Below are 24,998 nucleotides of genomic sequence, written 5' to 3' on the forward strand. Positions count from 1 at the left end.
GACGCCTTCTTCGTGCGCGTCTGCACGCAGGTATACCATGATCGCCTTGCAAAAAAGATGCGCGCGCAACAGGGAAACGCGATCATGGCAGCACTGGATTGGCAGGACACGCTGGCCACGTTGATCGGTCATCGCACGATCAGCAGCGGCAACGCCGCGCTGGATTGCGGCAACCGCGACGCCGTGGACGACCTGGCGGCCCGCCTCGAAGCGGTCGGTTTCGAGTGCAGCATCACCCCCATGCCGGGCCGCGACGACAAGGTGAATCTCCTTGCCCGGCTTGGCCCGGCCGAACGTGCCGCGGGCCATGGCCTCGTATTCGCCGGCCATATCGATACCGTGCCCTATGACGACACGGGCTGGGACAGCGACCCGTTCGTGCTGACCGAGCGCGACGACAAGCTGTTCGGGCTGGGCACCTGCGACATGAAAGGCTTCATCGCCATCGCTGCCGGCGTGGCCAGCGAATACGCGGCCCGCGATCTCGTAGCACCCATCAGTCTGCTCGTGTCCGCCGACGAGGAATGCGGCATGGACGGCGCACGCGCCCTGCTCGACGCGCATCGCGAACACGGCCATCGCCCGGGACGGTACTGCGTGATCGGCGAGCCGACCACTCTGGTGCCGATCCGCCAGCACAAGGGCATCTTCATGGAAACGATCGAAGTCCACGGGGCTTCGGGGCATTCCAGTAATCCGGCGCTGGGCGTCAATGCGATCGAAGGCATGTATCGCGCGTTGAGCGCAATTCGCGAACTGCGCGACGAGCTGGCCGAACGCCAGCGCATCGCCGGTTTTCCCGTGCCGCACGCGACGCTCAACCTGGGCGCCATCAGCGGCGGCGACAACGCCAACCGCATCCCCGCGCGCTGTCGCCTGGATATCGACCTGCGTTTTCTGCCCGGCATGACCATCGACACGCTGCGCGCCGAGCTGCGCGAGCGCGTCGACGCCGCGCTGGCAGGCAGCGATTGTCGCATTCGTTTTCGCGAGCTGTTCGCCGGCACGCCGGCGTTCGAAACCGCGGGCGATTCGCCGATCGTGACCGCCTGCGAAGCGCTGACCGGCCGCGACGCGACGGCCGTGGATTTCGGCACCGAGGGCGCGTTCTACAACGCTATGGGCATGGACAGCGTGATTCTCGGCCCCGGCGACATCGCCCAGGCGCACCAGCCCAACGAGTATCTCGCGCTCGATCGCGTTGCGCCGATGCAGCGCATCCTGCACGGGCTCGTCGCGCGCTTCTGCCTCGCCGAATAAGGGCCGCGCCCGCATAATATGACGATGAACACGCGCACCGCCCCGCTACAGGCCGCCGAAACGCCCGACAACGGCGCCGACACGCCCGCGCAGAACGCCGCGCTGGTCGCGTCGCTGCGCGCGAGCGCGCCCTATGTGCACGCACACCGCGGGCGCACCTTCGTGATTCATATCCCCGGCGAAGCCGCGGCCTCGCCGGCGTTCGCCGATCTGGTCTACGACATCGCCCTGCTGGCGAGCCTCGGCGTGAAGCTCGTCATCGTGTTCGGCGCACGGCCGCAGATCGATGCGGCCCTGGCCGACGCCGGCGTGGCCACGCAGTTCGTCGACGGCGTACGCGTGACCGACAGCGCCGCCCTGGCCTGCGTGAAACGCGCCGTCGGCAGCCTGCAGATGGACATCGAAGCCTTGCTGTCGACGAGCCTCGCGAGCACGCCGATGGGCGGCGCCCGAATCGCCACGGCGAGCGGCAATCTCGTCACCGCGCGGCCCGTCGGCATCGCCGGCGGCATCGATCACGGCCATACCGGCGAAGTGCGGCGCATCGACGTGGCGAGCATCAACGCGCATCTGGAACGCGGCGCGATCGTGCTGCTGTCGTGTATCGGCTATTCGCCGTCTGGCGAGATCTTCAACCTCTACGCCGAAGAAGTGGCGACAGCGACGGCCACCGCACTCTCCGCCGACAAGTTCGTGGTCCTGCATCCCGGCGCGGCGCTGCACGAGCGGTTTGCGGACACGCCGGCCGAACTCGATCCGCAGGCCGCCCGGCAGCTGCTCGCCGCGCCCGACGCCGCGCTCGAGCCGGCCGACCGGGCACGCCTGGAAGCGGCGATCGGCGCCTGCCGCGCCGGGGTGGCGCGCGCGCATCTGGTGAGTTTCGACAGTGACGGCGCGCTGCTGCGCGAGCTCTACTCGCGCGATGGCGCCGGCACCATGATCGCGGCCGACACCTACGACATCACCCGCACCGCCACGCCCGAGGATCTCGGCGGCGTGCTGGCACTGATCGAGCCACTGGCCGCGGCCGGCATTCTGGTCGGGCGTTCCCGCGAGCAGATCGAGCTGGATATCGGCCATTATCTGGTCATGGAGCGCGACGGCCTGATCACCGCCTGCTGCGCGCTCATGCCCTACGCCGACGAGGCCGTGGGCGAACTCGCCTGCGTGGCCGTACACCCCGACTATCGCGGTCAGGACCGCGCCGCCCAGCTGCTCGTCGAAGTCGAGCGCCGCGCCCGGCGTGCGGGGCTGGCGCGCATTTTCGTGCTCACCACCAAGACACCGCACTGGTTCGTCGAACACGGCTTCTTGGCGGCGGATCTGGACGCCCTGCCTCTGGCCAAGCGCGCGCTCTACAACTACCAGCGCAATTCCGCGGTGCTCATCAAACGTCTGGCGTGAGTCGGTAGGCGTGCGCAAGAGCGGCCACATTCCGCGCGTCTATCTCGACGCGGCCCTTGGCGTGGGCGACATCATCACGCTCGATGACGCGAAACGGCATCATCTGGGCACGGTGCTCAGGCTTGGCACCGAGGCGCCGGTCACGCTGTTCAATGGCGACGGCCACGAGTACGCCGCGCATGTCGACCATGCCGATCGCAAACGCATGACCCTGGCCGTTACCGCGCAACACAGCCCGGAGCGCGAATCGCCGCTGTCGATCACGCTCTACCAGGCCATCGCCCGTGGCGACCGCATGGACTTCGCTCTGGCCAAGGCCGTCGAACTGGGCGTGACCCGCATCCAGCCGGTGTTCACCGAACGCGGCAAGGTCAAGCTCGAAGGCAGCCGGCTGGAAAAGAAACAGGCCCACTGGCAGGCGGTGGCCGAATCCGCCGCCGAGCAGAGCGGCCGGCTCGTACGCCCGGCAGTCGCGCCCGCCCTGCCCCTTGCCGAAACCTTGTCCGACGGGGCGGAAGGCGACTGCCTGCAGCTGATGCTTGCGCCGACAGCGACCGGCGGCCTCGCCTCGATCACGCGAAAAAAATGTATCGCGCTGCTCGTCGGCCCCGAATCCGGCCTGTCCGACACGGAAATCACCGAGGCGACCCGAACCGGGTGGCAGCCGATCACACTCGGCCCGCGCGTCTTGCGTACCGAAACCGCCGGCATGGCGGCCCTCGCCGCGCTGCAAACCTGCTGGGGTGACCTCGCCGGCTGAGCGGCTTGCATTCGCCAGCTCTTAAAACCGCGTCCCGCGGTTCGTATCTCTGCGTGCGGAGCAAGCACGGCGATTAGGGCGTTTGGATTGATGCGCGCTCGGCACCGGGTGACTGAAAATTCCCGCCCCCGACCGGGCCTGCATTAAACACTTCTTCTCAACCCTAAGAGACGCCGAAACCCGAAGATAATTTGGGAATTACATACCGAACAGGTACAGAGTTTTGCGGATGGTGCGATTCTTCTACCGAGCGTAATCTTGATCGCCTGTTTCGCGCTGGCCGAGCCCATGGCTGCCCAAGACCCCGATCGACCGCCCGACGCCACGCAACGCTACTGGCCGAGCACCGTGCCACGCTGGATCGGGCTGGCGCTGTTCGTCTACGCCTCGGTGGCAGTGCTCGCACAAGCCAAGAACTTCCTCGTGCCGGTCGTCCTCGCCTTCCTTCTGGCCATGGTGTTCGCTCCGCTGAGGCGCTTTCTCGGCCGCCGCGGCATACCTTCGGCCGTGTCTTCTTTCGTTATCGTACTGATGTTGCTTGCCGGTTTTTTCGCGGTCGTCGCGGCCCTGGCGATGCCGGTGAGCACCTGGATTGAAAACGCGCCAAAGATCGAACGCCAGGTACAGGCCAAACTGCGCGACCTCTCGGCCTCGATCAACGGCATCTACGAGGCCAACAAAAGTCTGCAGCAGGCCGCAGCACCTGAAGAACCCGGCAAGGCCGACGTACAGCAGGTCGAGATGGCGGGCGACGGCGTGTTTACCAATGCCGTTTTATTGGCGCCAAGCGTGATGACTCAGTTTCTTTTCACTTTCGTGTTGCTGCTTTTCCTGCTGGCCTCCGGCGACATGTTTTATGAAAAACTCGTCCACGTCATACCCACGCTCAAGGACAAGCGCCGGGCGGTGCGAATCGTCTACGGGATCGAGCGGCAGCTGTCGCGGTACCTGATGACGATCACGCTCATCAATGCCGGCCTCGGCATCTGCGTGGGCGTTGCCATGTGGCAACTCGGCATGCCGAGCCCGCTGGTATTCGGCGTCATCGCCTTTGTATTCAATTACATTCCCTATCTCGGGGCGATCGGGGGCGCCTTCCTTGCCGGCGCGGTTGCCCTGGTGGCCATCGACGGCGTGAGCTGGACATTCATCGTCGCCGCGGTCTATCTGGGCCTGACGGCCATCGAAGGCCAGTTCGTGACCCCGTATTTCGTGGGCCGCAAACTGCGCGTGAATACCGTGATGGTGTTCCTGGCGGTGTCCTTCTGGGCTTGGCTCTGGTCGGCGGTCGGCATGATCGTCGCGGTGCCGCTGCTGGTGACGGTCAAGACCTTCTGCGATCACATCGACGTACTCCACGACCTGGGCGATTTTCTCTCCGAACGTCATGCCGAGTCAGAACCCGATCCCAGGGAACTACCCACACGATATCGCTCCTGAGTGGCTCGTACCGAACACGAGCCGGCAAGCGAAAGCTTCTAGCTCTCGCCCCGCCAGCGCAGCGGCACGGTGCGTAACCGCCGGCCTGTGGCATCAAACACCGCATTGACGATCGCCGCGGGAATCACCGCCGAAGTGGCCTCGCCGGCGCCGACCGGCGGTTCGTGCGGCCGGTCGACGAGCACGATATCGACTTCCGGTATCTCGACGAACGTCAGCAGCGGATAGGCGCCCCATTCGAGGCTCGTCACGCCCATGGGGTCGAAACGCACTTCTTCCTTAAGCGTACGCCCGATCGCCTGCAGCACGTTGCCTTCGATCTGGTTCTCCAGCCCGTTGGGATTCACGATCTGGCCGCAGTCGTGGGCGACGGTCACACGGCGTACGCGAATGCCTTCGCGGTCGCTGACCTCCACTTCGGCCACGGCGGCCACATAGGCGAACTCGTTCTCGTAGCAGGCGAAGGCGATACCGCGCCCGCGCTGGCCCTCGCCGGCCGATTCGACCTCGCGCAGGGGCGAGACGCGCGCGATCCACTCGGAACGGTCCGCGGCGCGCTCGATCACGGTCTTCGCACGAGGATCTTTAAGATGATCGAGCCGGAACGCCACCGGGTCGCGTTTCGCCCGGGCGGCCAGTTCGTCCATGAACGATTCGTTGGCGAAAGTGTTCTGGATCGCACCCAGCGTGCGCAGCGCCGAACAGCGCAGAAAGGACTGCTCGACCGAAATCCAGTGCACCGACACACGATATTGGCCGAAGACATAGTTGACGGGCGCATTGCGATCACCGCCTACGGGCGGCGCCTGGGCAACGCTGGCGCGTGCGAGGTTGCCGGCCAGCAGGTTGCGCGCGCCTGCATCGCTACTCGGCCGGGTCAGATGCGAAGGCGTCCAGTTGCGAAACGCCCAGGCTGCCACCCGGCCCTCGGCGTTCACGGCGCCGCGCAGGGCCATGACCATGGCCGGGCCTTTCGGCGCCCAGCCGTGCTCGTCCGCCCGGCTCCACTGCACCCGTACCGGCCGGCCCAATGATTGAGATATCAGCGCGGCGTCGCCCGCGGCATCGTCGGCGCCGTTGTGGCCATAACAGCCCGACGCTTCGGCATAGATCACGCGCACGGATTCGAGCGCCATACCCAACAGATCGGCGATCGACGCACGCAGCGGATAGACGCCCTGCGTACCGGACCAGATCGTGGCGCGGTCGTTCTTGACGTCGGCGATGGCACAGGAGGGACCGATCGAGTCGTGGGCCTGGAACGGCCAGCGATAGGTGGCTTCCAGGATATTGTCGTGCTCGGACAGGGCACGCTCAGCATCGCCGCGGGCTTCGATCTCGCGTTCGTCGGCATTCGCTGCCTGCAGTGCATCGTGCAGATCGTCCATATCCGGTAGCGGATATTTCGCTTCCCACTGCACCCGAAGCGCGGCGGCGGCCCGGATCGCCTGCCACTCGCTCGGCGCGGCCACCGCCAGGAAGTCGCCGATGCGCACCAGCTCGACGCCTTCGGGTATCGACGTCGTATCGACATCCTCGAGCCGCGCCACGGCGACCGCGCCGGTGGTCGGGGGGCGTATCACCCGCGCATGCCACATGCCGGGTACGCGCAGGTCCTGCACGTAGGCGAATCGGCCGAAGATCTTGTCGGGAATATCGACACGGGCAACCGAGCGGCCGACGAACCGCGGTGGGTTCGGCTGCTCGTCGCCGGCTTCGACGACGGCGTCGAAAACCTGCGTATCGACCAGTTGGCTATACGTCAGCGCCGGCTGGCCATTGCCGTCGACATGCACATGGCCCTGTCGTGTTTCCAGGCGCGCGATCGGCACGGAAAGCCGTTCGGACGCGTTGCGCAGCAACAGCTGCCGCGCGCTGCGGGCCGCTCGGCACAGCTGCATGCCACCGATCTGAATGGTCTTGCTGCCGGCGGTATAACCCTGGTCCGGCGTGAGTGCGGTATCGCCCTGGATGATCGACGTGGTGTCGAAGTCCACGTCGAGCGCATCGGCCACGATCTGGCGCAGCGCGGTTTCCACCCCGGTGCCGAGTTCGACCTTGCCGCTGTAGACGATCACGCGGTTGTCTTCGGTGATCGCAAGCCAGGCATCGATCCGGTCGCTGGCCAGCGGCTTGTCGTCGACCGGTTCGCCGCTGCGCACCACCGTGGCGGCAAGCGCGCGGGAGGGATCGGCAAGACTGAAGCCGATCAGCAGACCGCTCAGCCCCTGCAGCACGGCACGTCGAGACATCACCGGCGCGGCCATCAGGACACCTTCGCAGCGCGTTGCACGGCCCGCACGATACGCAGATGCGTACCGCAGCCACAGAGATTGGCCGATAGCGCCGACTTGATATCGGCTTCCGTGGGCGACGGATTGCGCTGGAGCAGGCCGTGCGCGGTCATGATCATGCCGCTGATACAGAACGCACACTGGGCGGCCTGTTCGTCGATGAACGCCTGTTGCAGCGGGTGCGGATCCTCCGGCGTGCCCAGGCCTTCGAGCGTCAGGATCGGGCGCCCGGCAGCCGATGCCACGGGCACCTGGCAGGAGCGAAGCGAGCGCCCGTCGATAGAGACGGTACAGGCGCCGCATTCACCCAGGCCGCAGCCAAAGCGCGTCGCGGTCAGGCCGAGCTCGTTGCGCAGCACGTAGAGCAGCGGCGTATCGGCGTCCAGATCGAGCGTATGGCGGCTGCCGTTGATGTCGAGGGTGAATTCAGCCATGGGCGTCTAGTCCTCGCGCGCGGCGACGATATCCGCGGCGGTAAATTGCGCGTCGTAGCCGCCGTGGCGACGGCCGATATAGTTCGCCAGCGTGGCGATCTGCTCGTTGCTGAGCAGGTCGCGGTAGGCCGGCATGAATGCGCGCCCGTCGGCGCCGGTACGATCGATACCGTTGAGGATCACGCGGATGAGGTTCATGCCGCGCGGGTCGCGCACGGCCGAATGCTCGATGAACGCACTCGACGCGCCGCCGACACCGCGACCATCCGGCAGATGACAGCTGGCACAGGCATTCTCGAACAGTGCTTCACCGGCCTTGGCGGCCTGTGCGTCGTGCTCGATGGCAGCGCTTGCCTCGCGCGCAGCCTGCACGGTGGGCACGTCGCCGGCGCGCGGTTCGAGCGTTCGCAGATAGGCGACCATGGCCTGGATATCGGCCTCGCTGAGATAGCGCAGGCTGTCGGTGACGACTTCGGCCATGGGCCCGCCGGCCACATACTTATTGGGCACGTGGCCGTTGTGCAGGTACTGCGCCAGCTCCGCGTCCGACCAGTCGCCGATCCCGTCCTCGCTCGGTGTGATGTTGAACGCCGCCCAGCCCTGCTGGACCGCACCGGCATATTTCGAACCCGTATCCAGGCCCTGCGACCAGTTTCGCGGCGTATGGCAGGCGCCGCAGTGCCCCAGCGCTTCGGCGAGATAGGCGCCGCGGTTGGCGGCCTCGCTACGCGCCGGATCGGGCTCGAACCGTGCGTCGTCGAAATTGAGCTGTTTCCAGAACCAGAGCAGCGAGCGGTGGTTGAACGGAAACGTCATCTCGTTGGCCGGCGGCCGGTATTCCACGGCCGGTTGCGACATCAGATAGGCCTTGATCGCCAGAATGTCGTCGCGACTCAGCTGGGTATAGGCGGTATACGGAAACGCGGGATAGAGATGCTCGCCGTCACGCCCGACGCCCTCGCGCATGGCGCGGACGAACTCGTCGTCGCTCCACTGGCCGATGCCGGTGGCATCGTCCGGCGTGATGTTCGACGAATACAGCGTGCCGAAGGCGGTATCGAACGCCACGCCGCCGGCCAGCTCGCGCCCGTTCTCGCGCGAATGGCAGCTCGTGCAGTTGCCGGCCCGGGCGAGATATTCGCCACGGGCGAGCTGATCGCCCGCAGGCGCCGGATTCGCAAACCCACCGCAGCCGAGTAAAACCAGGCCGGCCAGCAGATACGAACGCGCCGACTTTTGCAGGCGTAACCGCCTCCTACCCATCGGCACGGATCGTCTACGGTCGTTGCCGACAGGGTAACGAGAATAATCGTTGGGCATGGGGCGAGTTTTACGTTCGCGCGTGCGGCGTTGCAAGCGTGTCGGCTGCCGCGGCATGGGCGCCGGCACGCACCAACGGGAGCCCAGCCTGTGGCACAACCGTTGCCCCGCCACGCGACAACTCTGAGTCATACAGGCCGGCGCGAACCGGGCACGATGGCCGGCAGTGCGCGTGCGCTACCATGCGCGTTTATTCGTCATTGCAGCGGCGTGCTGGAGCACGCCGCCAGATTCAGGAGCCCGGCATGGCCACCCGCCTCGGCGTCGTGATGGATCCCATCGCGGATATCACCCCTTACAAGGACACCACGCTCGCGCTGTTGCTCGAAGCGATGCGGCGTGGCTACGAAATCGTCTATTTCGAGATGTCCGACCTGTTCGTGCGGGACGGCGTGGGCTACGGCACCGGTCGGCGCCTCGAAGTCTTCGACGACAACGACGACTGGTATCGCTTCATCGGCGAATCGGAAATTTTGCCGCTGGCGGATCTGGACACGATCCTCATGCGCAAGGATCCGCCCTTCGATACCGAGTACATCTACGCGACCTATATTCTCGAACTGGCCGAGAACGAGGGCACGCTGGTGGTCAATCGCTGCGATGCGCTGCGCGACGTGAACGAGAAGATGTCGATCAACCGCTTCGCGCACCTCACCGCGCCGACGCTGGTCGCCCGCCGCAGCGACGATTTCAAGCGTTTCATCGCCGAGCACGGCGACGCAGTGATCAAGCCGCTCGACGGCATGGGCGGCTCGCGCATCTTTCGCGTGAAGACCGGCGACGACAACATCAGCGTCGTGCTCGAAGTGCTCACTGAACACGGCACGCGCTATGCCATGGCCCAGGCCTACCTGCCGGCTATCAAGGACGGCGACAAGCGCATTCTCGTGGTGGACGGCAAGCCGATCGACTACGCGCTGGCCCGCGTGCCGGCCGAGGGCGAACTGCGTGGCAATCTCGCTGCCGGCGGGCGCGGCGTCGGCCGGCCGCTCACCGAGGCCGATCGCGCCATAGCCGAAGAGATTGGCCCCTATGTGCGCGACAAGGGCCTGCTGTTCGTGGGCCTCGACGTCATCGGTGACAAGCTCACCGAGATCAACGTCACCAGCCCGACCTGCGTACGCGAGCTGGACAAGCAGTTCGGCATCAATATCGCCGCCAAGCTGTTCGACGCCATCGAGCTGCGCCTGGCCTAGCGCTCTGTCATGTCCAGCGCCCGGGCCCGCTTCTGTTTCTGTCTCGCGATCGCGTTGATCGCCCACGCCCTGTTGCTTGGCTGGTCGACCGACACGCCTGAGCCACGCGGGGGCGACCTGCTTGCGGCCACACGCGCGGTGGGTAGCGCCGCAGCACCCGACGACACAGACATCAGGGCGGCGCAGAACCAGCGCGGCGAGGATTCATCGTCGCAAAATGCGGTGGCGGCCCGGCAACGTGAAGCCACGCAGGCGCCGGTCGAAGCCGCGCGCGCCGGGCAGAAGACGATCACCCGATTCGTCATGGTTTCCGAGCGCGCCGCCGAACAGACTGCCGTGGAACAACCCACGCCCCAGGCGCCTGTCGATACACCCCGCCCCGCCCAGGACGCCCGCGTGCTGGCCGCGGCACGCGACGCCCGCGCCGATTATCTGGCGGCCTGGCAGCGGCGTATCGAGGCACGCGGCAGCCGCAGCTATTCGCGCGAACAGCTGCAGGCGAATCAACCACGGCGGCTGACCATGGCCGTGCGCGTGAGCGCCGACGGCCGACTGCGCGAAGTGCGGGTCCTGCGTTCTTCGGGCAACAAGGCGCTGGACGCAGCCGCGCTTGCCATCGTCCGCGGCGCCGCACCCTACGCGCCGTTCGACCCGGCACTCAGCGAGGTAACCAACGAGCTGAGCTTCGCCTACGACTGGCTGTTCGAGCCGGGCGGCAACAGCGCGCTCAACCCGGCCGGCTAGCTTCGCCCGGCGGCCGTTCGGGCGGCGGCATTTGCCGCGCCGCAACGCGGCGGCGGATAATACGCGCATGAGCGACGGACTTTTTCGTAACCAGTTCCTGCTCGCGATGCCTGGTCGCGTCGGCGGCGATTTTGCCGACAGCGTGACCTTCATCGCCGAGCACAATGCCGACGGCGCCATGGGCCTGGTGATCAACAAGCCCAGCGACCTGTCGGTGCGCGACATGCTCGCGCATATGGATATCGAGGCCCATGTCTCGGCCGAGCAACCCGTCTTCTGGGGTGGCCCGGTACAGACCGAGCGCGGTTTCGTGCTTCATCGCGATGAAGGCAAATGGGAGTCGACGCTGAAGGTCGGCGGCGGCCTCGCCCTGACCACCTCTCGCGATATTCTGGAGGCGATCGGCAACGGCTTCGGCCCCAGCGATTATCTGATCACGCTCGGCTATGCCGGCTGGGGCGACGGCCAGCTCGAGGGCGAAATGCTCGCCAACAGCTGGTTGAACACACCCGCGAGCGATCAGATCATCTTCGATACCCCGGTCGAGACTCGCTGGGCTGCCGCGGCACGCCTGCTCGGTGTCGAAGCGCACCAGCTGTCCGGGCTGATCGGCCATGCCTGACATCGCCCTGACACCGCGAGGAACATTGCATGGCCGGTAGTCCCGACGTGATGCTGGGTTTCGACTTCGGCACCAAACGCATCGGCATTGCCGTGGGCAACGCGATCACCGGCAACGCCCAGGCATTGACCACGCTCCACCACAGCAACGCCGACGGCGCGCCCGACTGGCAGGGCCTGACCCGGATCGTGGCCGAATGGCGCCCCGGCGCTCTCGTGGTCGGGTTGCCGCTGGCGCGCGACGGCAGCAGCCAACCCATGACCGAGAACGCGCGCCGGTTCATGGACCAGCTCGGCGCGCATTTCGATATCCCCGTCCATGCCATGGACGAACGCTTTTCCACCATCGAAGCCATGGAGCGCCTGCGCACCGCGCGCGCCAACGGCAGCCGCGGCAAACGTCTGGCCAAGGGCGACTCGGATTCCATGGCCGCACAGGTCATCCTCGAAGGCTGGCTCGCCGGCGCCGGCCCCCGGACACAAAGCCCATGAACAATACGTCCCAGTGTTTCGACGTCGACGCGGCCCTGGCCGCGCTCGAAGCCCAGCTTGCGCCGCTTGTCGCGGCCGATCCGGATGCCGTGATGGTCGGCGTCGAGACCGGCGGCGCATGGATTGCCGAACGCCTGCATGCGCGCTTCGGGCTGACCGCGCCCCTGGGCACGCTCAACATCAGCTTCTATCGCGACGACTTCTCCACCATCGGCCTGCACCCGAGCGTGGGGCCGTCCCGTATCGAGGCGGATATCGACGGCCGCACCGTGATTCTGGTCGACGACGTGCTCTATACCGGCCGTACCGTGCGCGCCGCGCTCAATGAACTGTTCGACTACGGTCGGCCGGCCGCCGTAAAGCTCGCCGTGCTGGTCGATCGCGGCGCGCGTGAACTGCCGTTCGCGGCCGACGCCACCGGGCTGCAGATCGATATCGAGCGGGGTCGTCAGATCAAACTCACCGGCCCCGAGCCGCTGCGCCTGGAGATGCGATGAGCGGCGCACCGCACACCGCCATCCAGATCGACGATGCGGGCCGGCTTCGGCACCTGATCACCACCGAAGGTCTGCCCCGTGCGCTCATCGAGCGCATTCTCGACACGGCCGAAACCTTCGTGCCGGCGGCCGGCGCGCCGCCGAAGAAGGTACCGCTGCTGCGCGGCAAGACAGTGTTCAATCTGTTCTTCGAGAACTCCACGCGAACCCGCACCACCTTCGAGCTTGCCGCCAAACGCCTGTCCGCGGACGTGATCAACATGGACGTGGCGCACTCGTCGCGCTCCAAGGGCGAGGACGATCTCGACACCCTCTATACGCTGCAGGCGATGGGCGCCGACATCTTTGCCATCCGGCATCCGGAAAACGGCGCGGCCGCGCGCTTCGCTGCCCACGCCGCCGAGAACGTGGCGATCATCAACGCCGGCGACGGCAGCCACGCGCATCCAACCCAGGCCCTGCTCGATGTGTTCACCATTCGCCGCCACCGGCCGGACTTCACGAAGCTGTCGGTCACGATCGTGGGCGATGTCAGCCATTCGCGCGTCGCGCATTCGACCATCCACGCCCTGCGCACGCTTGGTACGACAGACATCCGCGTCGTCGGGCCCAGACGTTTTCTGCCCGATAACGCGGACGCGCTCGGCGTGACCGCGACCGGCGACATAGCCGAAGGATTAGACGGCGCGGACGTTGTCATGGGCCTGCGCATCCAGCGCGAACGCATCGCCGGCGACGCGCTCGAGGGCGTGGCCGACTATCACGAACGTTTCGGCCTCACCGTCAACAACCTCGCCCATGCGAAAACCGACGCGCTGGTCATGCACCCCGGCCCGATCAATCGCGGCGTGGAGATCAATGCCGATATCGCTTACTGCAATCAGTCGGTGATTCTCGAACAGGTGCGCAATGGCATCGCCGTTCGCATGGCGGTGATGGCGATCATTGCGGGGAACAGTAACGCGCGTTAGCGCTCGCTTGGCCAGCTGGAGCTGAGTGCAGCGCAGATTGCTGTTCGTAGCTTTGTCTTCGGGTGGCACGAGTTGATCGCACTCGCGATTCTAGATCCCGAGTCTTTTGGTCCACTCACGAGGTTATCGACCCTTTTGTTTCGCACTGCTGGGCGACTCACTTTCTTTTGCTTGTCCAAAAGAAAGTAAGCAAAGGAAAAAGACACCCGGATTGCGCGCCGGCACTTCGTGCCGGTGCACTGCGATGCTCGGTCCGAAGGGATGCGGCCCTAGTCAGTTAACTAGGCTCGCGTCGCTTTGGCGACGCTCAAACAGCTGTCCGCACCGGCGCAGTGCGCCGGACGCCCTTCGGCCCTGTGCTTCTCGTCGCTCCACACGGGGCCCGAATACAGGCGCGGCGGCACGACGCCAGTCGCTGGAACGGCTGCCGAGTAGAGATTGGATCGGGTGGCTGCGTTCCGGGCGGACTCGCCTTCGGCGTTGTCCGACCAAAGATCGCTTCGCGATCTTGGCGAAGCGTCAGCGAGCCGGTCTTCGTTTGTATCAGGCCCCCTTGGGCGTAGCGCCGAGCAGTGGAGGCCACAAGCGGATAAGACAGCCGGATGTTTGAGTCGCGCGCAGCGCGGCGAGTTTCCGGCTGGCCCGCTTGCGGACGGAGCCGCGCAGGGCACCGATGCGTAACATCGGCGCAAGACAGGGTGCCTTTTGTTTTGGTTACTTTTATTTGGGCAAGCAAATAAAAGTAACTCGCACTACAGTGCGAAACCCCAAGCTCAAATCACCCGCTCAGTTGATTCAAAACTCGCGGTCACAGAATAAAACTTCCTCACACCCGGCCGACCGAAACCCCAACCCTAAACGATCGGCGGCTCGCCAGACTCACCACGATCATCAAAATCGTCCGGCTCATTATCGGACTGATAGGCCTCGACACGGCTGGCGAGCTTCTGCGCGCCCTTGACCCGCGCCACGTGGTAGAGCGCGTCACCGGCATGCGCCAGCGGCAGATACGAGCGGCCGATGACGATACCCGGATGCTCCGAGGTCACCGCCACCTCGGTCTCGCCGAACGGGTCGGCGATATAGGCCAGGACCTGGTCCTTGCCGACATATTCCCCGAGCTCCACGAGTGAACGCAGAATGCCGGACTCCGGCGCTCGCTCCCAGTTCGAATCCAGCGCGACCACGGACTTGTGCGGCGCACGCTTGCCACGTTTCGGCAGCATGCCCAGTTCACGCATCACGCCCGAAATACCGCGCACGCCGGCCCGAATCGAGAACTCGTCGAAGCGCAGGGCCTCACCCGCCTCGTACAGCAGCAGCGGCACGCCCTTCTCGTTGGCATGTTCGCGCAGCGAGCCTTCGCGCAGGCCGGCATCGATAAGCAGCGGGCAGCCAAAGGCCTCGGCCAGACGGCGGGTGGTGTCGTTGGACAGATCGGCACGGATCTGCGGCAGGTTCGACCGATGAATCGCACCCGTGTGCAGGTCGATGCCGTAATCGGCCTTCGCCAGAATTTCGTCGACGAAGACCTTGGCCAGACGGGCGGCCACCGAGCCCTTTGAGCTGCCGGGGAAACAGCGATTCAGATCGCGCCGATCGGGCAGATAGCGCGAATGCCGCAGAAAACCATGCACGTTCACGATGGGAACCGCGATCAGCGTGCCGCGCAGCTGCTTGAGCCCCCGCAGCTTGAGCAGGCGACGGATGATTTCGACGCCATTGAGTTCGTCGCCGTGCACCGCCGCGGACACGAACAGTACCGGCCCGCTACGCTTACCGCGGATCACATTCACCGGCATGGTGAGCTTGGCGTGGGTATAGAGATCGGCGACCGGCAGGTCGATCGTCGTGCGTGTGCCGGGGGCGACGGTCTGGCCGCCGATACGCAGCGGCTTGTGGGCGGTGGCGGGTCGGGGTTTCGAGGTGTTGTCGTTATTCTCGTCGGTCATGCGCAGAGCGTCTCGGAACGGGCGAAGCATAAAAAAACGGCAGCGCCGTAGCGCTGCCGCAGTCCAGTATAGCCGCTTGTCCGGCCCTGCCGATCAGCCGCCGCCGCGGGTCCGGGTCTTGCCGCGCTTCGAATAGGTTTCGATGAAGCCGATAATCTGACCGGCGATGTCCTTGCTGGTCGCGGTCTCGATGCCTTCCAGGCCCGGCGACGAATTCACTTCCATCACGACCGGCCCATGATTGGAACGCAGCAGATCCACGCCGGCGACATTGAGCCCCATGATCTTGGCCGCGCGTACCGCGGTGGAGCGCTCTTCCGGCGTGATCTTGATGACGCTGGCCGAACCGCCGCGATGAAGATTGGAACGGAACTCGCCCTCCCTGCCCTGGCGTTTCATCGCGGCCACGACCTTGTCGCCGATCACGAAGCAGCGGATATCCGCGCCCTTGGCTTCCTTGACGAACTCCTGCACCAGAAAGTGCGCGTCCAGGCCGCGGAAGGCGTCGATCACCGATTCGGCCGCGCCACGGGTTTCGGTAAGCACCACCCCCTTGCCCTGCGTGCCTTCGGTGAGCTTGATCACGTAGGAGTTGCCGCCCACCAGATCGAGCAGATCGTCGGTGTCGTCCGGCGAGTGGGCGAACCCGGTTACCGGCAGGCCGATGCCCTTGCGCGAAAGCAGCTGCATGGAACGCAGCTTGTCGCGCGAGCGCGAGATCGCCACCGATTCGTTGAGCGGATACACGCCGATCATCTCGAACTGGCGCAGTACCGCGGTCGCGTAGAAAGTGATCGACGCGCCGATACGCGGAATGATCGCGTCGAAGCCTTCCAGCTTGCGGCCCTTGTAATGAATCTCCGGCGCATGCGGCACGATGTTCATGTAGCAGCGCAGCGGGTCGATCACGGTCATCTCGTGACCGCGCGCCTTGCCCGCCTCGATCATCCGGCGGGTCGAATAAAGATTGCGATTACGCGACAGGATGGCGATTTGCATAGTTGGAATCTCTGATTAAGCCGAACGCGGATCGCGTTTGTGTCCCAAGCCGTGTGCCTGCAAGGCGCCCCGCGACGCATCGTGGCGGGCCCCACGATCAACTGGGGCAACGCCGCAGGCGCGCGGCTTGGGCCAAACCTCGAAATGGCCGGGCTTTGGCGCACGCCTGGTCTGCGTCATTCGTCGTTCATGTGCAGGCAGCACATTTCTCTCCTCATTCCTTGCCAAACGCGCGCCAAGACGCCGGCGCGACCGTGTTCGGCTTAATCAGAGATTCCTTACTCCGGCGGTCGGCCGGTGAGAAAGGATGCCAGCGGGTCAACACGGATCGACCGCATGGCCGTACGACCAACGAGCATGCGGAATAACATTGTATCGCGTGCGGTCAAGGTAATCTCGATTGGCCATTCGCGATCGGCCATCCGGATCGGGGTCTGGATTACGAAACGCCATTCGCGATGCCCGCCGGAATCGCGCACGCTGCGCTCGTCGACCACGGGCGCGTTGCACCAGGTCACGGTATCGGTATCGCGCTGATAGGGGTGCACGCCAAAGCGCGCGATCTTCACGCCGGCGTCGTGCGCCACGTCGAGTTCGAAGGTATGCAGCGCCGAGGTGCGCGCCCCGGTATCGATCTTGGCCTTGATGTACTCGATACCCAGGCCGGGCAGGCTCACCCACTCACGCCAGCCGATCAGCGTGCCCTCGGCCGCGCCGGGCGCGCCGATCGAATTCTCGCCACTACAGGTCATCCACCCATCCGGGATTGCGATTCAGGCAGGGATCGTCGCCGCAAGACCCATGCCTTGGCAAGACGAAAAACCGCGCTAGACCTGGGCAAAGGCGAGTTTGCTCTGCAGGTTCTCGCGCGAATCCGCATAGGCGAGCGCCTGTTCCGGCGTGATCTGGCGGTTGCGCACCAGCGTGAGCAGCGAGTCGTCGAAGGTGGCCATGCCGTCGCCGCCATCGCCTTCGGACATGGCCTCGCGCACGCTGTCGATGCGCCCCTGGCGGATGAGGTCGGCGATATACGGGGTGTTGAGCAGAATCTCGAACGCGGCCACCCGTTTGCCGCCGATACCCGCCACCAGACGCTGCGAAATGATCGCGCGCAGGTTCAGCGACATGTCCATGAACAGCGCTTCGCGCGCGGATTCGGGAAACAGCGCGATCAGGCGCTGCAGGGCTTGGTAGGCATTGTTGCCGTGCAGCGTGGTCAGCGCGAGGTGGCCGGTGCCGGCCAGCTGCAGCGCCGCCTCGGCGGTGGCCAGGTCGCGGGTCTCGCCGATCTGCACCACGTCCGGCGCTTCGCGCATGGCCGAACGCACGGCGCGCGCAAAATCGAGCGTGTCCGCGCCCAGCTCGCGCTGGTTCACGATCGAGCGCTTGTGGCGATACATGAACTCGATCGGATCCTCGATGGTGAGGATATGCCCGTTAGCGTTCTCGCTGCGGTGGCTGATCATCGCCGCCAGCGTGGTCGACTTGCCGGAGCCGGTCGCGCCCACCACGATGACCAGCCCGCGCTTTTGCATTGCCAGACGCTTGAGCACCGGCGGCAGGTCGAAATCGTCGAAGGTCGGCACGTTGCCGATGTTGCGCAGAACCATCGCCGCGGAGCCACGCTGACGAAACGCGTTCACACGAAAACGGCCATGGTTGCCGAGCCGGAAGGCGAAATCGACCTCCTGCTCGCGCTCGAATTCGGCCCGCTGGTCGTCGCTCATGATGCTGGTGACCAGTGCCTCGATGGCCTCCGGCGTGAGCGGCTCGATGGTCTTGCTCTTGACCGGGTAGATCTCGCCCTCGACGCGCAGCATCACCGGCGCGTGCGTCGTGAAGTAGACGTCTGACGCGCCCTTGTCTATCGCGAGCTGCAGATACGGATAAACCTGCTCGGCAACCGCCGTGTTATCCGCCATGGCCGAACTCGTCCTCGTCGTCCTCCGGCTCCGTCGCACGCATCGACAGCGAGCGCACGCCTTCGTCGTCGTTCAGGTTCTTGCGCGCACGCTCGCTGTTGAGCTTGATGTTCAGGCGCAGCTCGTTCTGCGAGTCGGCGTGACGCAGCGCTTCGGTGAAGTCAATCTCGCCGGCCTCGAACAGCTTGAACAGGCTCTGATCGAAGGTAATCATGCCCTGCTCGTTGCCGCGGCTCATCACTTCCTTGAGCTCGCCGACCTTGCCCTTGAAGATCATGTCCGCGACGTGTGGCGTGTTGAGCAGGATCTCCATCGCCGCACAGCGACCGCCGCCTTCCTTGCGCACCAGGCGCTGCGAGAGCAACGCGCGCAGGTTGAGCGACAGGTCCATGAGCAGCTGCTCGCGCTTGGCCTCGTCGAAGAAGTTGATGATGCGGTCCAACGCCTGGTTGGCACTGTTCGCGTGCAGCGTGCACAGCACCAGATGACCGGTTTCGGCGAAGTTGATCGCGTACTCCATGGTTTCGCGGGTGCGCACCTCGCCGACCATGATGACATTCGGCGCCTGGCGCAGCGTGTTCTTGAGCGCGTTCTCCCAGGACTGGGTATCCACGCCGACCTCACGCTGGGTCACGATCGATTTCTTGTGCGGATGCACGAACTCGATCGGATCCTCGATGGTGATGATGTGGCCGGCCGCGTTGTTGTTGCGATGGCCGAGCATGGCCGCCAGCGAGGTCGACTTGCCCGAGCCGGTCGCGCCGGCCATGATCACGAGCCCGCGCTCGCTCATGACCACATCCTTGAGCACCGGCGGCAGGCCGAGCTGATCGAAATCCGGAATCTCGGTATTGATCACGCGCATCACCGCACCGACGCGGCCCTGCTGCACGAACGCCGATACGCGAAAACGCCCGAAGGGCGGCGCGATGGCGAACTGACACTCCTTGTATTCGTCGAACTCGCGCGCCTGGCGGTCGTTCATGATCGAACGCACGATCAGAGCGGACTGCTCGTGCGTGAGCGGCCGCTCCATGAGCGGCGAGATCTGGCCGTCGTGCTTGATCGCCGGCGGAAACCCGCTGGTGATGAAAAGATCCGAGCCGCCTTCCGAGACGAGCCGCTCGAGCAGAACGGTGAGCAGCTTCGTGGCCTGTGCGCGATCCATGGCGTTGCCTTTTCGAGTGGTCTAACCGGCGAGTGCGTCGCGGTTGGCGGCCCGGCGGGCGGCCTCGTCGCGCGCGACCACGCCGCGGCGCACGAGATCCTGCAGACACTGGTCCAGCGTCTGCATGCCGGCCGACTGGCCGGTCTGGATGGCCGAATACATCTGCGCGACCTTGCCCTCGCGGATGAGGTTACGGATGGCCGGCGTGCCCATCATGATCTCGTGGGCGGCGACACGCCCGCCGGCTTTTTTCTTGAGCAGCGTCTGCGAGATGACCGCGCGCAGCGACTCCGAGAGCATCGCGCGCACCATGTCCTTCTCCGCGCCCGGGAACACGTCGATGATGCGGTCGATGGTCTTGGCGGCGGAGCTGGTATGCAGGGTGCCGAACACGAGATGGCCGGTCTCGGCCGCGGTCATGGCCAGCCGGATGGTTTCCAGATCGCGCAGCTCGCCGACCAGAATAGTGTCGGGGTCCTCGCGCAGCGCGCTGCGCAGAGCGGCCGCGAAACTGTGCGTGTCGCGTTCGACTTCGCGCTGATTGACCAGACATTTCTGGGATCTGTGCACGAACTCGATGGGGTCCTCGACGGTGAGGATATGGCCCAGCTCGCTCTGGTTCTTGTGGTTGATCATCGCCGCAAGCGTGGTCGATTTACCCGAGCCCGTCGGGCCCGTGACCAGCACCAGGCCACGCGGCATGCTCGAGATCTCGCGAAAGATCTTGGGTGCGTCCAGCTCCTCGAGCGTGAGGACTTCGGAGGGAATCGTGCGGAATACCGCCGCCGCGCCGCGGTTCTGGTTGAACACGTTGACACGAAAGCGCGCCAGATTCGGAATCTCGAAGGAGAAGTCCGTTTCCAGATGCTCGTCGTAGGCCTTGCGTTGCCGATCGTTCATGATGTCGTAGACGAGATCGAACACTTCCTTGTGTTCCATCGGCGGCAGGTTGATCCGCCGCATGTCGCCATCGACTCGAATCATCGGCGGCAGGCCCGCCGAAAGGTGCAGATCCGAAGCGTTCTGCTTGACCGAAAAGGCCAGTAACTGGGAAATATCCATGAGCCCCCGACGTACTCCCTGCTATGCCGGCCGCGTTATCCTAATCCTAACCTAACGCCGCCAATTAAAAAGCTTTTCATGACAACCACCCAGCCCGGCGACCACAACATCGCCACCGCACTGGCCCGCGTGCGCGAACGCATCGATGCCGCCGCGCGCGCCGCCGACCGGGATCCGGCGCACGTCACTCTGGTCGCCGTTTCCAAGACGAAGCCGGCCGCACGCGTGGCCGAGGCCCTCGACACTGGCCAGCGCGACTTCGGCGAGAACTATCTGCAGGATGCCCTCGCCAAGATCGAAACCCTCGCCGCGCGCGACCCTCTCTGGCACTTTATCGGCGACATTCAGTCGAACAAGACCCGTGACATCGCATCCGGTTTCGCCTGGGCGCATGCGGTGGATCGTTTCAAGATCGCGCGCCGCCTGTCGGACCAGCGTCCCGACGGCATGGCGCCGCTCAACGTATGCATCCAGGTCAACATCGACGGCGAAGCAAGCAAGTCCGGGCTGGCGCCGGACGACGTGCCCGAACTGGCCGAACAGATCGCGGCGCTCGAACATGTCAGGCTGCGCGGCCTGATGGCCATTCCCGCCCCGGCCGATGATTTCGAAACACAACGCCGCCCCTTTGCCGCGCTCCGCGCGCTGATGGACCAACTCAACGCCGACGGTCACACGCTCGATACCCTGTCCATGGGCATGAGCGCCGACCTGGAAGCCGCCATCGCCGAGGGCGCGACCCACGTGCGCGTGGGGACCGCCATATTCGGCGCGCGCGACACCTGATTCGCATTTCGACAGACCACAGGAAATCTTTAATGGGCAAACAGGACGACCTCAAACGCGCCGCTGCCGAAGCCGCCTACGAATACGTCAGCGACGGCGAGTATCTCGGCGTGGGTACGGGCTCGACGGTGAACCACTTCATCGACGTGCTCGCCGAGCGCAAGCCGGACATTCCTGGCTGCGTGTCCAGCTCGAAGGCCACCACCGAGCGCCTGCGCGCCGCCGGTTTCGACGTGGTCGATCTCAACAGCAGCGGCGAACTCGGCGTCTACATCGATGGCGCCGACGAGGCCAACGAGCACCTGGAACTGGTCAAGGGCGGCGGCGGCGCGCTCACCCGCGAAAAGATCATCGCAGGCGCGTCGCGCACCTTCGTGTGCATGGTCGACGGCTCCAAGCGCGTGGACCTTCTCGGGCGTTTTCCGCTGCCCGTGGAAGTCATCGAGATGGGTCGCTCGAGCGTGGCGCGCGCGCTGGTCAAGCTCGGCGGCGAACCGGAGCTGCGCAGCGGGTTCATTTCCGACAACGGTCACCCCATTCTCGACGTGTTCAATCTCGAGATCATGAACCCGATCGAACTAGAGGATGCGATCAACGCCCTGCCCGGCGTGGTCACGGTGGGCCTGTTCGCGCGCCGCCCGGCCGACGTGCTGCTCGTGGCCGCCGACTCGGGCGTCGAGACGCTCAAGCGCGGCGGCTGATCAGCGGTCGAGTGCAGCCGGCAGGCGTAGCGTCGCCGACAGCCCGCCCGCCGCGTTGCGCTCGAGCGCCAGCGTGCCGCCGTAGGCCAGGGCCAGGTCGCTGACAATGGCCAGGCCCAGTCCGGAGCCGGGCACCTCCTCGTCGAACCGGCGCCCGGGCTGGATCGCGCGCGCGCACTGGTCCGCATCCATGCCCGGGCCATCGTCCTCGATGGTCAGCGTGAGCGTTTCCGCACCACTGGCCACGCGCGCCGTGATCACGCCGCGGGCCCACTTGCAGGCGTTCTCGAGCAGGTTGCCGAGCATCTGTTCGAGATCCTGGCCTTCACCGGCAAAGGCCAGCTCGGCGGGTACGTCGGTGTCGATGACCACGCCGCGCTCGCCGTAGAGTCGCTGCAGGGTGCGTTGCAGCCGCTCGAGCACCGGTGCCACCACAGTGGCCTGCCCGCCGCGCCGCCCGCCGGCAATACGCGTGCGCGCCAGATGCCAGTCGATCTGACGCTGCATGGCGTCGACCTCGTGCTGCAGCCGCTGCGCGCGTTCGGCCTCGCCGTGACGCTGCATGCGCGCGGCCTCGTTGCCGACTACCGACAGCGGTGTCTTGAGTGCATGCGCCAGGTTGCCGGCCTGACGACGCGCCCGCTCTATGAGCGATGCGTTATGGGCCAGCACGCTGTTGAGATCCGCGACCAGCGGCGATACCTCGCCGGGGTAGTCGTCGGATAACCGGTCGGCCCGGGCGCCGCGAATCGCGCCCAGCTCGCGGCGCAGACGGGCCAGCGGCTGCAGCCCCAGCCGCACCTGCAGCGCCGCCGCGCCGATCAGGCCCAGGGCCAGAACGCCGAGTGCGATGGCGATCGTGCGGCGAAAATCGGCAACCGCCGCCTCAACGGGCGAAAGACTCGCGGCAACGGTCAGGCGCAGCGGCGCGTCGGTTCGCGGCAGCGTGACGCGACGCACGACGGCCAGCAGCGGCATGCCCCGCGGGCCTTCGATGCGCTGCAGCGGGCCGCCGTCCGGATCGGGCGCCAGCGCCTGGTCCCAGAGCGAGCGCGAACGCATCAGCACGGTGTCGTCGCGGTCGACTTCCCAGTAGTAACCGGACAGAACACGCTGATACAGCGGGTCGCTCATCGCGCGCGGATGGGTAAGACTGCCGTCGGCCGCGGTTTCCAGCTGCGAGACCAGCTGCAGGAAATCCGCGTCCAGACGGCGGGCAAGCTCGTCCTCGAGATGATCGCGAAACAGCACCGACAACAGCACCCCGGTCGCGACCAGCGCGAGCACGATCCACGCCAGTGCGCCGAGAAACAGCCGCCGCTGCAGCGAGGCCCGGCTCACCGGCTCGAATCCGCGGCGGCCTCGTCGCCAAAGCGATAACCGAAGCCACGCTCGGTATGGATTACTGCCCGACCCAGTTTGCTGCGCAGCCGGCGGATGAACACCTCGATGGTGTTGGAGTCGCGATCGAAATCCTGGGCATAGATATGCTCGATGAGATCGCTGCGGGACACGATCTCGTCCGCGTGGTGCATCAGATACGACAGCACGCGATATTCATGGCCGGTGAGCTTGACCGGACGCCCGCCCACGCTGACGCGTGCGGTGCGCGTGTCCAGCGTCACGCCGGCCACCGTGAGCACCGGCGATGCCATGCCGCTGGCACGGCGGATGAGCGCGCGCAGGCGGGCCAGCAGCTCTTCCACGCGAAAGGGTTTGGCCAGATAGTCATCCGCACCGGCATCCATGCCGTCCACCTTCTCGTGCCATTCGCCCCGCGCGGTGAGTACGAGCACCGGCGTGTTCATGTCGTCGGCCCGCCAGCCGCGCAGCACGCTCAAGCCGTCGAGCCGGGGCAGGCCGAGATCGAGCACGATGGCATCGAAGGGCTCGGTGGCGCCGCGATAGGCCGCGTCTTCGCCGTCGGCCGAGAGGTCGACGGCATAACCGGCTTCGCCGAGCGCCTCGGCCAGCTGCTCAGCGAGCGTGGGTTCGTCCTCGACCACGAGAATACGCATCAGTCCGCGGCCCCTAGTCCGGCGTGCCGGGCGGCACGCATTCGAGCGCGCGCAGGCGCCGCCCTTCGGCCTCGAGCAGGCGCAGATCGGCCGCGTCGTATTCCAGCTCGGCGACGTCGCCCTGTGGGCCGAGCAGCTTGATCTCGTAGATCCAGCGGCCGTCGTCTTCTTCCAGCTCCATTTCCACGAACCGGCCGCGGCACTCGCGCTCTACCTGCGCCAGCAGCCGCCCGAACGGCTGGATTTCGCCGGCCGCCAGCGCACGGCGCGCGGCGCGTGCCTCGGCGGCATCCGATTCGTCGGCCTGCAGTACGCCGACACCGCCGGTCGCACCGATCCCCACGAGCAGAACGAGGGCGGTCGATAGAAGAACACGTCGCATCGCGGCATTGCATGGCCGGCGCGATGAATTGGCGATTAACACGATGTTCACCATGAATTCGATGCGCGCTGTCCAGACTGGCTTCCGAACTCAACGCAAGGAGGACATATGTCCCGTATCAACCATCGTATCGCGCCCTTCGCAATCGCCGCCGCCCTGGTCGCCGGCCCCACCGTCGCCCTGGCCCAGAGCGCCACGAGCGACAACACGAAATCGATCGTCGATGTCGTGCAGATGCTGGAATCCAAGGACTACACGAACATCGAAAGCATCGACCGCGACATGGATCGCTACGAAGTCGAAGCCACCGACCCGGCCGGCCAGCGCGTCGAACTGACCCTCGACGGCCAGAGCGGCGAGATCCTGCACAGCGAGCGCGACGACGACTGATCGCCGACGCACGCACGGCAAGGCATGGCCCGCCTGGTTTCAGGCGGGCCATTTTTTTGGTTCATCGCACTTTACCGGGAAACGCGGCTTTGATTTTGAGGAAGAAGTAGTCGGCGTTACGAAAGCCATAGGCTTGGCGTTTGATGACTTTAATGCGGTTGTTCATGCCTTCGAGCACGCTGGTA

At 65.6% G+C, this 24,998-nt stretch carries 26 protein-coding genes; 13 read left to right on the forward strand and 13 right to left on the reverse strand.

The window, feature by feature from the left end; genetic code table 11:
• Positions 1–84: 84 nt before the first annotated feature.
• The 4 genes from argE (at position 85) to J7355_RS15200 (ending at position 4,864) form a co-directional block, all read left to right on the forward strand.
• On the forward strand, positions 85–1,260 hold the full coding sequence (argE, locus tag J7355_RS15185) for an acetylornithine deacetylase (protein ID WP_209064173.1): 1,176 nt from the start codon (positions 85–87) through the stop codon (positions 1,258–1,260).
• Positions 1,261–1,284: 24 nt separating this feature from the next.
• Positions 1,285–2,664, forward strand: coding sequence for an amino-acid N-acetyltransferase (gene argA, locus J7355_RS15190; protein ID WP_209064175.1), 1,380 nt, complete (start codon positions 1,285–1,287; stop codon positions 2,662–2,664).
• A 10-nt stretch (positions 2,665–2,674) separates the two neighbouring features.
• Complete coding sequence (locus tag J7355_RS15195; RefSeq protein WP_209064178.1) at positions 2,675–3,424, forward strand: 16S rRNA (uracil(1498)-N(3))-methyltransferase; 750 nt, start codon at positions 2,675–2,677, stop codon at positions 3,422–3,424.
• Between the two features lie 258 nt (positions 3,425–3,682).
• Positions 3,683–4,864 carry an AI-2E family transporter gene (locus tag J7355_RS15200; RefSeq protein ID WP_209064180.1) on the forward strand — a complete coding sequence of 394 codons (1,182 nt, stop codon included), beginning with the start codon at positions 3,683–3,685 and terminating at the stop codon, positions 4,862–4,864.
• A gap of 38 nt (positions 4,865–4,902) precedes the next feature.
• On the opposite strand, the gene J7355_RS15205 is transcribed toward J7355_RS15200, so the two are convergent.
• Genes J7355_RS15205 through J7355_RS15215 form a run of 3 tightly spaced genes read right to left on the reverse strand, consistent with a single transcriptional unit; the run spans position 4,903 to position 8,855 of the window.
• A complete protein-coding gene (locus J7355_RS15205; RefSeq protein WP_209064182.1) occupies positions 4,903–7,131 on the reverse strand; it encodes a molybdopterin cofactor-binding domain-containing protein in 2,229 nt (742 codons plus the stop codon).
• Positions 7,131–7,592: a (2Fe-2S)-binding protein gene (locus J7355_RS15210; protein ID WP_209064185.1), complete on the reverse strand. Its 462-nt coding sequence runs from the start codon at positions 7,590–7,592 to the stop codon at positions 7,131–7,133. The genes J7355_RS15205 and J7355_RS15210 overlap by 1 nt, the downstream gene beginning before the upstream one ends.
• A gap of 6 nt (positions 7,593–7,598) precedes the next feature.
• The gene (locus J7355_RS15215) at positions 7,599–8,855 is read right to left on the reverse strand and encodes a cytochrome c (protein ID WP_209064188.1); all 1,257 of its coding nucleotides are present in this window, start codon (positions 8,853–8,855) and stop codon (positions 7,599–7,601) included.
• 302 nt (positions 8,856–9,157) lie between these two features.
• On the opposite strand from J7355_RS15215, the gene gshB reads away from it, so the two are divergent.
• From gshB to J7355_RS15245, 6 genes are all read left to right on the forward strand, one after another.
• Positions 9,158–10,108 carry a glutathione synthase gene (gene gshB, locus J7355_RS15220; protein ID WP_209064189.1) on the forward strand — a complete coding sequence of 317 codons (951 nt, stop codon included), beginning with the start codon at positions 9,158–9,160 and terminating at the stop codon, positions 10,106–10,108.
• A gap of 9 nt (positions 10,109–10,117) precedes the next feature.
• A complete protein-coding gene (locus tag J7355_RS15225) occupies positions 10,118–10,852 on the forward strand; it encodes a TonB family protein (protein WP_209064192.1) in 735 nt (244 codons plus the stop codon).
• Between the two features lie 67 nt (positions 10,853–10,919).
• A complete protein-coding gene (locus tag J7355_RS15230) occupies positions 10,920–11,474 on the forward strand; it encodes a YqgE/AlgH family protein (protein WP_209064194.1) in 555 nt (184 codons plus the stop codon).
• A gap of 29 nt (positions 11,475–11,503) precedes the next feature.
• Positions 11,504–11,965: a Holliday junction resolvase RuvX gene (gene ruvX / locus J7355_RS15235; RefSeq protein WP_209064197.1), complete on the forward strand. Its 462-nt coding sequence runs from the start codon at positions 11,504–11,506 to the stop codon at positions 11,963–11,965.
• The gene (pyrR, locus tag J7355_RS15240) at positions 11,962–12,462 is read left to right on the forward strand and encodes a bifunctional pyr operon transcriptional regulator/uracil phosphoribosyltransferase PyrR (RefSeq protein ID WP_209064199.1); all 501 of its coding nucleotides are present in this window, start codon (positions 11,962–11,964) and stop codon (positions 12,460–12,462) included. The genes ruvX and pyrR overlap by 4 nt, the downstream gene beginning before the upstream one ends.
• Positions 12,459–13,433: an aspartate carbamoyltransferase catalytic subunit gene (locus J7355_RS15245; RefSeq protein WP_209064202.1), complete on the forward strand. Its 975-nt coding sequence runs from the start codon at positions 12,459–12,461 to the stop codon at positions 13,431–13,433. The genes pyrR and J7355_RS15245 overlap by 4 nt, the downstream gene beginning before the upstream one ends.
• Positions 13,434–14,287: 854 nt before the next feature.
• On the opposite strand, the gene J7355_RS15250 is transcribed toward J7355_RS15245, so the two are convergent.
• The 6 genes from J7355_RS15250 to J7355_RS15275 all read right to left on the reverse strand — a co-directional run bounded on the left by J7355_RS15250 (position 14,288) and on the right by J7355_RS15275 (position 20,536).
• Complete coding sequence (locus J7355_RS15250) at positions 14,288–15,385, reverse strand: succinylglutamate desuccinylase/aspartoacylase family protein (protein WP_209064204.1); 1,098 nt, start codon at positions 15,383–15,385, stop codon at positions 14,288–14,290.
• A gap of 93 nt (positions 15,386–15,478) precedes the next feature.
• Positions 15,479–16,384: a 30S ribosomal protein S6--L-glutamate ligase gene (rimK, locus tag J7355_RS15255; RefSeq protein WP_209064207.1), complete on the reverse strand. Its 906-nt coding sequence runs from the start codon at positions 16,382–16,384 to the stop codon at positions 15,479–15,481.
• 278 nt (positions 16,385–16,662) lie between these two features.
• Positions 16,663–17,136 (reverse strand): RimK/LysX family protein, encoded by a 474-nt coding sequence (locus J7355_RS15260; RefSeq protein WP_209064209.1) that lies wholly within the window; start codon positions 17,134–17,136, stop codon positions 16,663–16,665.
• A gap of 75 nt (positions 17,137–17,211) precedes the next feature.
• Positions 17,212–18,306 carry a PilT/PilU family type 4a pilus ATPase gene (locus J7355_RS15265; protein WP_209064211.1) on the reverse strand — a complete coding sequence of 365 codons (1,095 nt, stop codon included), beginning with the start codon at positions 18,304–18,306 and terminating at the stop codon, positions 17,212–17,214.
• Positions 18,296–19,474 carry a PilT/PilU family type 4a pilus ATPase gene (locus tag J7355_RS15270; protein ID WP_209064214.1) on the reverse strand — a complete coding sequence of 393 codons (1,179 nt, stop codon included), beginning with the start codon at positions 19,472–19,474 and terminating at the stop codon, positions 18,296–18,298. The genes J7355_RS15265 and J7355_RS15270 overlap by 11 nt, the downstream gene beginning before the upstream one ends.
• Positions 19,475–19,495: 21 nt before the next feature.
• Complete coding sequence (locus J7355_RS15275) at positions 19,496–20,536, reverse strand: type IV pilus twitching motility protein PilT (protein ID WP_209064217.1); 1,041 nt, start codon at positions 20,534–20,536, stop codon at positions 19,496–19,498.
• A gap of 78 nt (positions 20,537–20,614) precedes the next feature.
• Between J7355_RS15275 and J7355_RS15280 the strand changes: the two genes are divergently transcribed.
• Positions 20,615–21,322, forward strand: coding sequence for a YggS family pyridoxal phosphate-dependent enzyme (locus J7355_RS15280; RefSeq protein ID WP_209064220.1), 708 nt, complete (start codon positions 20,615–20,617; stop codon positions 21,320–21,322).
• A 32-nt stretch (positions 21,323–21,354) separates the two neighbouring features.
• Positions 21,355–22,023, forward strand: a complete 669-nt coding sequence (gene rpiA / locus J7355_RS15285; protein WP_209064223.1) for a ribose-5-phosphate isomerase RpiA — start codon at positions 21,355–21,357, stop codon at positions 22,021–22,023.
• On the opposite strand, the gene J7355_RS18080 is transcribed toward rpiA, so the two are convergent.
• Genes J7355_RS18080 through J7355_RS15300 form a run of 3 tightly spaced genes read right to left on the reverse strand, consistent with a single transcriptional unit; the run spans position 22,024 to position 24,423 of the window.
• Positions 22,024–23,364: a HAMP domain-containing sensor histidine kinase gene (locus tag J7355_RS18080; RefSeq protein WP_209064226.1), complete on the reverse strand. Its 1,341-nt coding sequence runs from the start codon at positions 23,362–23,364 to the stop codon at positions 22,024–22,026.
• A complete protein-coding gene (locus tag J7355_RS15295) occupies positions 23,361–24,041 on the reverse strand; it encodes a response regulator transcription factor (RefSeq protein WP_209064229.1) in 681 nt (226 codons plus the stop codon). The genes J7355_RS18080 and J7355_RS15295 overlap by 4 nt, the downstream gene beginning before the upstream one ends.
• A gap of 13 nt (positions 24,042–24,054) precedes the next feature.
• Complete coding sequence (locus tag J7355_RS15300; RefSeq protein WP_209064233.1) at positions 24,055–24,423, reverse strand: hypothetical protein; 369 nt, start codon at positions 24,421–24,423, stop codon at positions 24,055–24,057.
• Positions 24,424–24,531: 108 nt separating this feature from the next.
• On the opposite strand from J7355_RS15300, the gene J7355_RS15305 reads away from it, so the two are divergent.
• Positions 24,532–24,813, forward strand: a complete 282-nt coding sequence (locus J7355_RS15305) for a PepSY domain-containing protein (RefSeq protein ID WP_209064236.1) — start codon at positions 24,532–24,534, stop codon at positions 24,811–24,813.
• 61 nt (positions 24,814–24,874) lie between these two features.
• Here J7355_RS15305 and J7355_RS15310 read toward each other — a convergent pair.
• On the reverse strand, positions 24,875–24,998 hold a 124-nt coding region (locus tag J7355_RS15310), incomplete at its 5' end, for a transposase (protein ID WP_209060178.1).

It is taken from the genome of Endozoicomonas sp. G2_2, from assembly GCF_017744135.1.
GTDB lineage: Bacteria > Pseudomonadota > Gammaproteobacteria > Nevskiales > Salinisphaeraceae > Salinisphaera.

Bases quoted from the DNA above. Each gene is read 5' to 3' on its own strand.
- argE (WP_209064173.1), top strand. From the start codon at position 85: ATGGCAGCACTGGATTGGCAGGACACGCTGGCCACGTTGATCGGTCAT.
- argA (WP_209064175.1), top strand. From the start codon at position 1,285: ATGAACACGCGCACCGCCCCGCTACAGGCCGCCGAAACGCCCGACAAC.
- J7355_RS15205 (WP_209064182.1), bottom strand. From the start codon at position 7,131: ATGGCCGCGCCGGTGATGTCTCGACGTGCCGTGCTGCAGGGGCTGAGC.
- J7355_RS15210 (WP_209064185.1), bottom strand. From the start codon at position 7,592: ATGGCTGAATTCACCCTCGACATCAACGGCAGCCGCCATACGCTCGAT.
- J7355_RS15215 (WP_209064188.1), bottom strand. From the start codon at position 8,855: ATGGGTAGGAGGCGGTTACGCCTGCAAAAGTCGGCGCGTTCGTATCTG.
- gshB (WP_209064189.1), top strand. From the start codon at position 9,158: ATGGCCACCCGCCTCGGCGTCGTGATGGATCCCATCGCGGATATCACC.
- J7355_RS15225 (WP_209064192.1), top strand. From the start codon at position 10,118: ATGTCCAGCGCCCGGGCCCGCTTCTGTTTCTGTCTCGCGATCGCGTTG.
- J7355_RS15230 (WP_209064194.1), top strand. From the start codon at position 10,920: ATGAGCGACGGACTTTTTCGTAACCAGTTCCTGCTCGCGATGCCTGGT.
- ruvX (WP_209064197.1), top strand. From the start codon at position 11,504: ATGGCCGGTAGTCCCGACGTGATGCTGGGTTTCGACTTCGGCACCAAA.
- pyrR (WP_209064199.1), top strand. From the start codon at position 11,962: ATGAACAATACGTCCCAGTGTTTCGACGTCGACGCGGCCCTGGCCGCG.
- J7355_RS15245 (WP_209064202.1), top strand. From the start codon at position 12,459: ATGAGCGGCGCACCGCACACCGCCATCCAGATCGACGATGCGGGCCGG.
- J7355_RS15250 (WP_209064204.1), bottom strand. From the start codon at position 15,385: ATGACCGACGAGAATAACGACAACACCTCGAAACCCCGACCCGCCACC.
- rimK (WP_209064207.1), bottom strand. From the start codon at position 16,384: ATGCAAATCGCCATCCTGTCGCGTAATCGCAATCTTTATTCGACCCGC.
- J7355_RS15260 (WP_209064209.1), bottom strand. From the start codon at position 17,136: ATGACCTGTAGTGGCGAGAATTCGATCGGCGCGCCCGGCGCGGCCGAG.
- J7355_RS15265 (WP_209064211.1), bottom strand. From the start codon at position 18,306: ATGGCGGATAACACGGCGGTTGCCGAGCAGGTTTATCCGTATCTGCAG.
- J7355_RS15270 (WP_209064214.1), bottom strand. From the start codon at position 19,474: ATGGATCGCGCACAGGCCACGAAGCTGCTCACCGTTCTGCTCGAGCGG.
- J7355_RS15275 (WP_209064217.1), bottom strand. From the start codon at position 20,536: ATGGATATTTCCCAGTTACTGGCCTTTTCGGTCAAGCAGAACGCTTCG.
- J7355_RS15280 (WP_209064220.1), top strand. From the start codon at position 20,615: ATGACAACCACCCAGCCCGGCGACCACAACATCGCCACCGCACTGGCC.
- rpiA (WP_209064223.1), top strand. From the start codon at position 21,355: ATGGGCAAACAGGACGACCTCAAACGCGCCGCTGCCGAAGCCGCCTAC.
- J7355_RS15295 (WP_209064229.1), bottom strand. From the start codon at position 24,041: ATGCGTATTCTCGTGGTCGAGGACGAACCCACGCTCGCTGAGCAGCTG.
- J7355_RS15300 (WP_209064233.1), bottom strand. From the start codon at position 24,423: ATGCGACGTGTTCTTCTATCGACCGCCCTCGTTCTGCTCGTGGGGATC.
- J7355_RS15305 (WP_209064236.1), top strand. From the start codon at position 24,532: ATGTCCCGTATCAACCATCGTATCGCGCCCTTCGCAATCGCCGCCGCC.